Genomic DNA, 10,686 nt, shown 5'->3' with positions numbered 1-10,686 from the left:
AAAAAGAGGAGCATCTCTTGCGGCAATTCGCGGATTATCAAGAACAGCAAAAGAAAATCAAGAAAATGAAAGAAGCAATTAAGCGACTAAGAGAATGGGGAAACCAAGCGAATCCTCCCAACGCTTCCTTTCATCGCCGAGCCAAAAGTATGGAGAAGGCTTTGGAACGTATGGAAAAAATCGAACGTCCGCGTCTTGAAGCTGACAAAATGGATTTGTTTTTTCGCAGGGCAGATAGAAGCGGTCAAGATGTAATAAGAATGAGTGATGTGACGAAATCCTTTGGGAATGTGTGCCTATTACAAGAAGCGAATTTTACCATGCGATATGGGGAGCGGAAAGCTTTGCTTGGTTCCAATGGCAGTGGAAAATCTACGCTCCTTAAAATGATTTTAGGGGAGCTAGAACCGGATGCAGGTACGATAGCACTTGGAAGCCAAGTAAAGATCGGTTATTTATCACAACAGGCTTTAGAAGGAGATCCCAATCGGCGTGTGATTGACGCGTTTCGAGAGATCGCCATTGTAACAGAAGCACAAGCACGGCATATCCTGGCAGGTTTTTTGTTTTATGGAGAGCAAGTTTTTAAAAAAGTGGGACAGCTCAGTGGTGGAGAGCGGATGAGATTAAGGCTGGCTCAGTTAATGCATCAAGACATCAATCTATTTATACTAGATGAGCCTACAAACCACTTGGATATTGAAGCGAGAGAAACATTAGAGGAAGCCCTGCTCCATTATCAAGGTTCACTTGTCGTTGTATCTCATGATCGGTATTTCTTGCAAAAAATGGTAGGCGGCGTCTGCTGGATTGATAATCAGCGTCTAATCCATTATGAAGGAACCTATGAGGAAGCGAGAGAAAAGCGCAGAAAGCACCGATTCGTTACCAATCATACAATAGGAGTGCACAAGCAAAAAGACAAGATCGCAAAAGGAATACAAGACAAAACGCAGAGTCATACTGATCGGCAACAAAAGGGACGATGTGACCAGGCTGAAACGGTAGATCTTGTACTTCAAACAAAGCAAACAGAGAATGAAGATCTGGCACTGGCTAATTCTCTCCCTAAAGCGAAAGTTCCTAAAGTGAATGCATTTAAGCTTCAGCAATTGGAAGCAAAGATCGCTCGAAAAGAGGAGCAATGTAAGGCGTGGCAGCGAGAAATGGAGCAAGCTAAGGATGACTATGTACAGCTAGTCCACTACCAGAATCAACTAGAAGCACAAGAACAAGAGATCAAACAGCTCTATGAAATGTGGTACGCCATGCAAGGGAAAGAATAGATTGGCCCCAGAATAGTAAGTAAATAGGAGCAGGCAGCTATCTTTCAAAGAGAAGGATGCTGCCTGTTTTTTTGTATGTCTTAGCATAACGGGAGGATCGTGTAACGAATAAGATTGGGTGCAGCTTTGACGTTGTAGGTATTTTCATGTAACGAAGAGGGGGCGTTTCATTACAATTTACTGGTTGTTCGATTGACTGCTTGACTCAACGCATCATCGAGTACATGGGCGTATTGCATCGTCGTATCTATTTTTGAATGTCCTAATTGAGCTTGAAGCTGATGAGGATCAGGGTTTAAGCGCAAAAATTGGGTAGCAAAGCTATGACGTAATTTATGTACAGAAATGTCCGGCATTCCGAATGCACTTCCATATTTTTTAACTAATTTTTGAACGGAACGTAGATCGATGCGGTGTCCGATTGGGTTCGTAGGTGATACCGTGAGAAATAACGCGTCCTCATGAGCAGGCGGCTGATACTTTTGGCGTGTATTCAAATAACGAAGCAAATATTCCTTTCCCCAGTCACTGAAGAATGGAGCATCCTCTTTTTTGCCTTTTCGAATCATTAAGACCTGATTTTTTTCCAAGACCACATTTTGTAGGTTCAAATTAACAATTTCAGAGACACGAAATCCGCCAGAAAGGATTAGAGCGATAATGGCTACATCGCGATCCCGATTTCGATAGTGAAAATGTAGCTTTTTCTTGGTATCACAAAACTCTAGGTAGCCATGATATACAAAATCGACAAACTTTTGGATTTGGTCATCTATTAAAATCTTAGAGCGGATAGCGTTTGCACGAGCAAGCGGTGTAACCTCTTCTACATGTAACTCAATTTTTGCCATCACGTTTCGCTTCAAGTAAGATTCGCCATGTTCATCCTCTGAGAGTGCAGATAAATAGTAAAACAGGGATTTTAAACTAGAAAGCTTGCGAGATATTGTCAAATCACTGTATTCTTTTTTTGCACTTTTAGTGGGTTTTGTTAATAGCAACGAACGCTCAAATAAGTGAGAGTCCTGTAAGTAGAGAAGATAGGCTTCGACGGTTTCTTTGCGTAGTCCCTCTAATTCATCGAGTCTAATTTCGCTCATTTCCTGGGCGGTGGAAAGGCCCTCTGCCATTAGCCACCGAAAAAAGAATTCAAAATCACGCAAATAGCCGAGTAAAGTGGAGACCGAAGCGCGCTTTGATCTTTTGTGATCCACATATTTTTCAACAAACCAAGGAAAAGAAGGGATTTTCTCAAGGAGTTGCAAGGAATCCCGTTGTTTTGTAACAGACATGAGAATGACCACCATCCTTTGCTCAACTTCGTCTATTAAAATAAATACATATAAACATGTTATCAAAATGACTTTATACTGGTACAATGATATATCTGTAAGGGATGTAGATTGCTTACTTCAATTATAGAACATTTGTTCTTATGAAACAAGCTAATTATGGATAATTGTGTTAGCCTCTACGCCTGTTTGTTGAAGTCTAGTTATGAGTTTCCCAGTAATAGTTACGTTACTAGGTAAGCTGTAACAGTCTGAGTGGATGCTCTGTTATATAAGAATAGGAGTGTAGTTATGAGCTGGAAAAACATATAAAAGAGGCATTTTTGCATGAAATCTAGCTTGTTTTTCTGTCTATTTATGAGCCGAGTTTTATTTTTAACTCGTAGGCATTTTGTATCTTGCTCTTTTGATAGAAACATTGTATGCTAGGTGACAAGACTACATTTAGTGTCTCATATGAATGTTATATACTACATACTGATAAAAAGTTACTTTACCGCCGAGAATTAGGTGTCATTTTGCGACTTAATAGGGAATCTGGTGAAATTCCAGAGCTGTCCCCGCAACTGTAAGTGTGGATGAAATGAGCAAAACCACTGTATAAGCATGTCTCAGGCGACTTATATGGGAAGGGCTCAAAGTAAAGTGAAACACAAGTCAGTAGACCTGCCCATTCTCTTAGTTTCGCATCTTCGGGGAGTGGGAAGTTGAAACGGTACGGGGATTAAATAGTAGCGGCTATTTGCTTTGCTATTTTTTCTTTGTTGTGCCGTTTTAAAGCTCACCCATGAAGGGATGAGCTTTTTATGTTGGCAAAAAGTTACATTTATCAGCAGTCAGCTTGCTACCATCTTATGTCCTTTATACCTGAAAGGGGGGTGTATCGATGCTGATCGTATATGATTCCAAAACAGGAAATGTGAAACGCTTCGTCCAAAAACTAGATTTTCGCTGTATACAAATTTCCGATGATATCGTCATAAACGAACCTTTCATTCTGATTACATATACAACGGGATTTGGACAAGTTCCTGAAACGACACGACAATTTCTAACGCAACACTCTCAATGGATGAAGGGAGTTGCAGCTAGCGGGAACATGAATTGGGGGACTCGCTACGGACTTGCAGCTGACCAGATAGCCGAACAATACAATGTACCATTGGTCATGAAATTTGAATTGAGCGGTACCAAACGAGATGTAGAAACTTTTAAGCAGGAGGTATTTCACTTTGTCCACGCAACTACCACAATGGATCACGTTGAACAACGAAATTATGGTGAAGAAAGACGGGAAATTTCAGTTTCATAAAGATTTAGAGGCAGCGAAGAGTTATTTCGTTGATTACGTAAATCAGAATACGGTCTTTTTCCATAACTTACGTGAGAAGATTAACTACTTAATTGAAAATGACTACTATGAAGCTGAAGTGTTTGAAGGCTATGAATTTGCCGATGTCGAACGGGTCTATCGCTATGTATATGATAAAAAATTCCGCTTCCCATCCTTCATGAGTGCATTCAAGTTTTATAATAATTATGCGATGAAAACGAACGATGGAAGCAAATTCCTTGAACGTTACGAGGATCGAATTGCTGTAGTTGCCTTGTTCCTAGCAAAAGGGGATAGCGAAAAAGCACTGCAATTTGCAGACCTGTTAATCTCACAAGAATATCAGCCTGCTACTCCTACCTTCTTGAATGCAGGTAAAAAACGTCGCGGGGAGCTAGTTAGCTGTTTCTTGCTTGAGGTAGATGATTCAATGAATTCGATTGGGTTCTCTATTAATTCAGCCTTGCAATTAAGCAAAATTGGCGGCGGTGTAAGCTTGAACCTGAGCAAAATCCGTGCCGCTGGCGAGCAAATCAAAGGACTAGATGGTAAAGCTAGCGGGGTTCTTCCTGTAATGAAGCTGTTTGAGGATGCATTCTCATATGCAAATCAGCTTGGTCAACGCGATGGTAGTGGAGTTGTTTATCTCAATATTTTCCATGCTGACATTCAAGAATTCTTAGATACCAAAAAAATCAACAGCGATGAGAAAATCAGAATAAAAACCTTATCACTTGGCGTTGTTACACCTAATAAATTCTTTGAGCTAGTAGAAAAAGATAAAGACATGTACTTATTCTATCCTCATACTGTGTTCAAAGAGTACGGGCAGCACTTAGACGATATGGACATCACCAGCATGTATGACGAGCTGGTCAATAACCCGCGTGTACGTAAGAAAAAAATCGGCGCACGTGATCTGATCATGAAATTAGCTCAAATCCAGATGGAATCTGGTTACCCATATATTATGTATGTTGATAATGTTAATGAATATCACGCATTAAAAGAGATTGGCCGAGTTAAATTTTCTAATCTATGCAGTGAAATCGCTCAGCTTAGTGAAGTTTCCACCATTAATGATTATGGGGTGGAGGATGTTATTAACCGCGATATCTCTTGCAACCTTGGCTCTCTTAACATTGTAAATGTAATGGCGAATAAGAGAATGAGAGACACGATTCATCTAGCAATGGATGCTCTGACAGAGGTGAGTGACCGTACAAATATTTCGATCGTTCCATCTGTGGCAAAGGCAAACCGAGAGCTTCATTCTGTTGGCTTGGGAGCTATGAATCTACACGGATTCTTGGCTAAAAATAAGATTCCTTATGAGTCAAAAGAAGCGATTGACTTCGCGCGTACATTCTTTATGATCTTGAATTTTTATTCATTAGAACGTTCTATGCTAATTGCAAAAGAGAGAGGAATTACTTTCCAAGATTTCGAGCACAGTGAATATGCATCCGGTAGCTATTTCGAACGTTATAAGCAGCACGATTATTCACCAAAAACAGAAAGGGTTCAGCAATTGTTCGAAGGCCACCATATTCCTACGAAGGAAGATTGGGTTCGCTTGCAGGATGAGGTACAAACCCACGGACTTTACCATGCTTATCGTTTGGCGATTGCTCCAACGGGCTCGATCTCTTATCTACAGTCCTCTACGGCATCTATTGCACCTATTACACAGCGTATCGAGGAACGCGAATATGGAGATTCCAAAACGATTTATCCGATGCCGTTCTTAGATGATGACAATTTCTTCTACTACAAAGAAGCATATGACATGAACATGTTTAATGTGATTGATCTAGTAGCAGAAGTTCAGGTGCATATCGACCAGGCGATTTCTACTATTCTGTATGTAAAAGATGACGCAACCACACGGGATTTGGCTATGTATTACATCTATGCTCAGAAAAAGGGCTTAAAGACGCTGTATTATACCCGTACAAAGAAAAAAACCATTGAGGAATGCGTTAGTTGCAGCGTATAAGAGAGGAGCATCGCAATGTCTAAATTTGAAGCAGTCAACTGGAATGAACCGGAAACCCAGTATACCGAGATGCTATGGACGCAAAATACATCTCAGTTCTGGCTAGATACAGAAATTCCAATTTCGAAGGATTTAAAGTCATGGACGAATCTAACGGACAATGAACGGGATACGTACATGAAGGTATTAGGTGGGCTAACATTGCTTGATACAGAACAAGGAAATGTTGGCATGCCCATGATTGCCCAGCATGTTAAAGAGAAGCAAAAGAAAGCAATTCTAATTTTCCAGGCAGCGATGGAAGAGATTCACGCGAAGAGCTACAGCACTATTTTTACAACAGTAGCAAGTTCTGAGCGGATTCATGAAATTTTCCAGTGGGTAAAAGAAGATAAACATCTGCAGTATAAAACAGCAGTTATTGATGATATCTACAGAGGTATCAAAGATGGCGACGATATGAGCCTGTATAAAGCGATGGTAGCTTCCGTATTTTTGGAGAGCTTCCTGTTTTATTCTGGATTCTTCTATCCACTGTTTTTAGCAGGTCAAGGGAAAATGGTAGCCAGCGGAGAAATTATCAAGCTAATTATCCGTGATGAAAGTGTGCATGGTGTCTTTGTCGGCTTGCTAGCCCAAGAGGTTTTTGCTAGATTAACAGAGGCTGAGCAGGAACAAGCAACAGTGTTTGTTGATGAACTTCTTCAAGCTCTATACAAAAATGAATTAGAATATACGGAAACACTTTATGATTCCATTGGTTTAACACATGAAGTGAAAAAGTATATTCGTTATAATGCGAATAAAGCTCTAATGAACCTAGGGCTAGAACCGATTTTTGATGAGGAAGAAGTTCATCCTGTTGTATTGAATGGGATTCGTACAGAAACGAGTACGCATGACTTCTTTTCCACAAAAGGAAGCGGTTATCAAAAAGGGAAAGTGGAGCCGCTCCATGATCAAGATTTTGATTTCTTGAACCAGCGTGTAAAGGATACCTCATTCTAATAAGGTATGAGATGCTAATAGCGGCTAACAAGCCTTGCATGCAAGCGACAACCGGATTGTGTAGTTTGTAAAAGGAAAGCTAACGAAAAGGACCGTGGTTGGGATAAAGCCCAGCTACGGTCCTTTTGTATAATTTGGAAGTGTAAATAGATTGAAAATTCGGTTGAATGTACAAGCTGTATGCGATATATTACATATTGAATAAGGAGGGAAGACATGCCAATTCCTAGTAATTACGTAGCACCTATTCGAGTGTCAGCTAAAGACCGTGCCTTCTCTCACATTCAAAGATGGATCATAGATGGGACACTAGAGCCAGGAGAAAAATTGGTGGACATTCAACTGGCGGAAGCATTAAACGTGAGTAGAACACCTGTAAGAGAAGCTCTTCAATTACTTGAAGTACAGGGATTGGTCCATATGCAACCAGGGAAAGAGACGAGAGTGACTAATCTTGAGAAGGAAGATATCTTAAAAGTTTATCCTACACTTGCAACATTACATGCACTGGCAGCCGAATTCGCTTCTGTGCACATCTTGCCTCAGCATATAGAACAATTGCAAGAATGGAACGAAAAATTTGCAGGAGCGATTGCCAGAGAACAGCCTTTCCAAGCGATGGAGCATGACGAGCAATTCCATAATCTAATAACAGATGTTGCAGATAATCCGTATTTGAGCAAGTTTCATGTTTCTCTGCAAAATCATATTCGTCGCTTTAAATATGTATTTTTGAAGCAGTCGTGTGAGATGAATCAGGCTTCCATTCATGAACATGAGGACATTATTCATGCGTTGCAAACTGGGGATAAAGAAAAGCTTGAAACAAGCATTAAGCAAAATATACTCAGGCCTATGCGAGAAATATATGCACTCATGCAGCAAATATAGATAGAGAAATCACAGGGAGGCTTTATGATGGGATTTGTGGAGAGGGTCAGTTCGTTTGCAGGCAAGACATTTACCGTGTGGGTCCTGTTATTTTCTGTAATTGCTTATATATTTCCTAAGCATTTTACATGGATTGGGGCTTATGTAATACCATTGCTTGGCATCGTAATGTTCGGTATGGGCTTAACTATTTCAGCGTCTGATTTTAAAGAGGTATTTCGCCGTCCAAAAGATGTGGCGTTAGGTGTTATTGGCCATTATCTTGTGATGCCGCTATTGGCATTTATCTTAGCTTATGGCTTAGATTTGCCACCAGAAATTGCAGTTGGTGTAATTCTGGTAGGGTGCTGTCCAAGCGGTACTGCTTCTAATGTGATGGTATTTTTATCAAAAGGAGACGTAGCTCTTGCTGTAGCGATCGCTTCTGTATCAACGCTACTTGCACCTATTGTTACACCATTTTTAATTTTGCTCCTTGCAAGTAAATGGGTAGATATAAATATCTGGTCCTTATTTTATTCCATTATTCAGGTGGTTATCATTCCACTCGTTCTAGGGCTCTTGGTGAAAAAGTGTTTCGCACGACAGGCAGCCGCAAGCGTGAAAGCATTACCGCTGGTGTCGGTAGTTGCCATAGTGATGATTATCTGCGGTGTAGTAGCTGGGAATCAGGAAAAACTAGCCTCAGCGGGATTGATGATTTTTGCTGTTGTCGTCCTTCATAATGTACTTGGTTTTCTGCTGGGCTTCCTGTTTGCCCGTCTTTGCGGAATGGATCTTGCCAAACAAAAGGCTGTAGCTATGGAGGTAGGAATGCAGAACTCTGGTCTGGGAGTCGCAATTGCAACCGCACATTTTTCTCCTTTAGCAGCAGTACCAAGTGCTATTTTTAGTGTTTGGCATAATATTTCAGGGTCTGTATTGGCATCAATTTTTAGTAGAATGAGAGAGAAGCATGAAGAGGGTATGGACCAAATGACATAAGGGAAAAGAAGAGCCGATTGATGCCTCAAAAAGGATAGATCAGGCTCTTTTTTTGTTATTTTTCAATTGATGTAAAGAGGGGAAGAGGGAGTAGAGATAGATCGATTTTTTGGAGTTTATCAGGATTTACCACATAAAACAACTGGCGGGTTTTATGGGTAGCTGGATGCCAAACAAAACTAAATACCCCTATTGGCTTGTCATCCTTTACAATCAGAATGCCTTTTTGATCGTTTACATGTACGACGCATTTGATGCACCGCGTTCGCCGCGATTGCTCTTTTCTAGGATTATGGGCTGAGGTGCGCCCATTATAGAGGCATAGGCAGGGAGCCACACAGATCCTGCAACTGGTTCGTCATCCACTATATTAACTTGGACCCGATGGCCATTCAAGCGCTAGGAAAGCCGCTCTATCCGCATCTTCAACATGAAGAAGCAAGGAGCTTATTCCCTCAGTTGCCATCATTTCTTTTTTATGCTCGCTCTGCAATCATTTCATCTACATCATACCACGTGCCTGTTTTCACAAGTCATGCCTCCTAGTTTTTTGTCATCATAAGTAAAGACAAATCAGCAGGCAAATGTGTGAAACCTAAGAGCCGATTCCCATTTCTAAAGAATAAAATGGAAACTTGTGAGGCAGACTTCACTCATATGAACAATCGTGAGGGTGAACAGAATGCCAGAACAGTACGGTAAAGTAAGTGAACGGCTGTCAGATAATATTCAACGGCTGAAATCCATTTTCTCTGACGCTCCTGATCTGGTCTACAGAAGTATCGAGTCGCCGCACGCAGATGAAACTATGCTCGTCTATTTCGAAGGCTTAATCGATATGAACTCAATCAATAATGATGTCCTTCGTCCGCTTATCGAATCACTGTCAATAACGGAGGGTTCCCTTCCTATTAGCGTGGGCAAAATCGAAACAGAGTCCGATATGGAACAAATTGAAAAGCTGCTCCTTGATGGCAAGAGTGTGCTGTTTCTTTCTGGCTCTACGGAAGCTTACATCCTTGATACAAGCGGATGGCCGCAGCGATCGATTGCCGACCCATCGATCGAAACGTCTATTCTAGGCTCACATCAGGGATTCGTCGAAACGGGCTCACAGAATATCGCCCTAATTCGGCGTTATATTCCTAACCGTGAACTTAAAATTAAGCAGGTTAAAGCAGGGGCGCGTTGCCCGGTTAACCTATCTATTATGTATCTACAGGATGTGGCCGCTCCAGAGGTTTTACAGGAACTTGTTCAACGCATCGAAGGACTGGATATCGACTGCATTATCAATACGGGCGAACTGATAGAGCTGATCGAGGATAGTGCATTTTCTCCGTTCCCTCAGCTATTGGTGACAGAGCGAGCTGATTCTGCTGCTTCTCATATTTTGCAAGGCCGATATGTCGTCATTGTTGACCGATCGCCGAGTGTGCTTGTCGGACCAGTGTCGTTTGTTTCATTCTTTCAAAGCGTAGATGATTATAGCATGCGGTGGATCTATGCTTCCTTCATTCGCTTGCTCCGTTTCTTTGCTTTTTTTGTCGCACTATTTTTACCGTCAATCTACATATCTTTCATTACTTTTAATTATGAGGTCATTCCTCTTCAGTTAATCCTGTCAATCGCAGAATCCAGAGAAAGGGTTCCGTTCCATCCGCTCCTGGAGGCATTCATTATGGAAGTAACACTGGAAATGATGCGAGAGGCAGGAATTCGGCTACCGGCTCCGATCGGACAGACCGTCGGACTTGTTGGCGGTATAATTATCGGGCAGACAGCCGTACAGGCGGGGAATTTTCAGCAATATTAATGCTGGCTCTTTTACACACATCCCGAAAAAAACAAAAATAAACGACACTCATAGCACGAGATCAGAAGCGACAGCGA

At 41.3% G+C, this 10,686-nt stretch carries 7 protein-coding genes, 1 pseudogene and 1 riboswitch; of the genes and pseudogenes, 7 read left to right on the top strand and 1 reads right to left on the bottom strand.

Annotated features, from left to right (window positions below; genetic code table 11):
- Window positions 1-1,286, top strand: a 1,286-nt coding sequence (locus tag AYJ08_RS03745) for an ABC-F family ATP-binding cassette domain-containing protein (RefSeq protein ID WP_157452779.1), incomplete at its 5' end; no start/stop codon positions are given.
- Window positions 1,287-1,456: 170 nt separating this feature from the next.
- Here AYJ08_RS03745 and xerS read toward each other — a convergent pair.
- Window positions 1,457-2,578 (bottom strand): tyrosine recombinase XerS, encoded by a 1,122-nt coding sequence (gene xerS / locus AYJ08_RS03740; RefSeq protein ID WP_064016643.1) that lies wholly within the window; start codon window positions 2,576-2,578, stop codon window positions 1,457-1,459.
- Between the two features lie 491 nt (window positions 2,579-3,069).
- Window positions 3,070-3,266: riboswitch (cobalamin riboswitch) on the top strand.
- 198 nt (window positions 3,267-3,464) lie between these two features.
- On the opposite strand from xerS, the gene nrdI reads away from it, so the two are divergent.
- From nrdI to AYJ08_RS03710, 6 genes and pseudogenes are all read left to right on the top strand, one after another.
- On the top strand, window positions 3,465-3,890 hold the full coding sequence (gene nrdI, locus AYJ08_RS03735; RefSeq protein WP_031415099.1) for a class Ib ribonucleoside-diphosphate reductase assembly flavoprotein NrdI: 426 nt from the start codon (window positions 3,465-3,467) through the stop codon (window positions 3,888-3,890).
- On the top strand, window positions 3,856-5,910 hold the full coding sequence (nrdE, locus tag AYJ08_RS03730) for a class 1b ribonucleoside-diphosphate reductase subunit alpha (protein ID WP_064016644.1): 2,055 nt from the start codon (window positions 3,856-3,858) through the stop codon (window positions 5,908-5,910). The genes nrdI and nrdE overlap by 35 nt, the downstream gene beginning before the upstream one ends.
- 15 nt (window positions 5,911-5,925) lie before the next feature.
- Window positions 5,926-6,918 (top strand): class 1b ribonucleoside-diphosphate reductase subunit beta, encoded by a 993-nt coding sequence (gene nrdF, locus AYJ08_RS03725; RefSeq protein ID WP_064016642.1) that lies wholly within the window; start codon window positions 5,926-5,928, stop codon window positions 6,916-6,918.
- A 216-nt stretch (window positions 6,919-7,134) separates the two neighbouring features.
- Window positions 7,135-7,809, top strand: a complete 675-nt coding sequence (locus AYJ08_RS03720; RefSeq protein ID WP_064016641.1) for a GntR family transcriptional regulator — start codon at window positions 7,135-7,137, stop codon at window positions 7,807-7,809.
- Window positions 7,810-7,836: 27 nt separating this feature from the next.
- Window positions 7,837-8,793: a bile acid:sodium symporter family protein gene (locus AYJ08_RS03715; RefSeq protein ID WP_064016640.1), complete on the top strand. Its 957-nt coding sequence runs from the start codon at window positions 7,837-7,839 to the stop codon at window positions 8,791-8,793.
- A gap of 682 nt (window positions 8,794-9,475) precedes the next feature.
- Window positions 9,476-10,591, top strand: a pseudogene (locus AYJ08_RS03710) (spore germination protein); the annotation flags it as partial.
- Window positions 10,592-10,686: the final 95 nt, after the last annotated feature.

It is taken from the genome of Brevibacillus sp. SKDU10, assembly GCF_001645205.1.
GTDB lineage: Bacteria > Bacillota > Bacilli > Brevibacillales > Brevibacillaceae > Brevibacillus_B > Brevibacillus_B halotolerans.
Note: the sequence above shows the minus strand (reverse complement) of the source record. Positions and strands in the feature narration are given on the sequence as shown.

Excerpts from the sequence above, each read along its gene's own strand:
- xerS (WP_064016643.1), bottom strand. The coding sequence starts at position 2,578 with ATGTCTGTTACAAAACAACGGGATTCCTTGCAACTCCTTGAGAAAATC.
- nrdI (WP_031415099.1), top strand. The coding sequence starts at position 3,465 with ATGCTGATCGTATATGATTCCAAAACAGGAAATGTGAAACGCTTCGTC.
- nrdE (WP_064016644.1), top strand. The coding sequence starts at position 3,856 with ATGGTGAAGAAAGACGGGAAATTTCAGTTTCATAAAGATTTAGAGGCA.
- nrdF (WP_064016642.1), top strand. The coding sequence starts at position 5,926 with ATGTCTAAATTTGAAGCAGTCAACTGGAATGAACCGGAAACCCAGTAT.
- AYJ08_RS03720 (WP_064016641.1), top strand. The coding sequence starts at position 7,135 with ATGCCAATTCCTAGTAATTACGTAGCACCTATTCGAGTGTCAGCTAAA.
- AYJ08_RS03715 (WP_064016640.1), top strand. The coding sequence starts at position 7,837 with ATGGGATTTGTGGAGAGGGTCAGTTCGTTTGCAGGCAAGACATTTACC.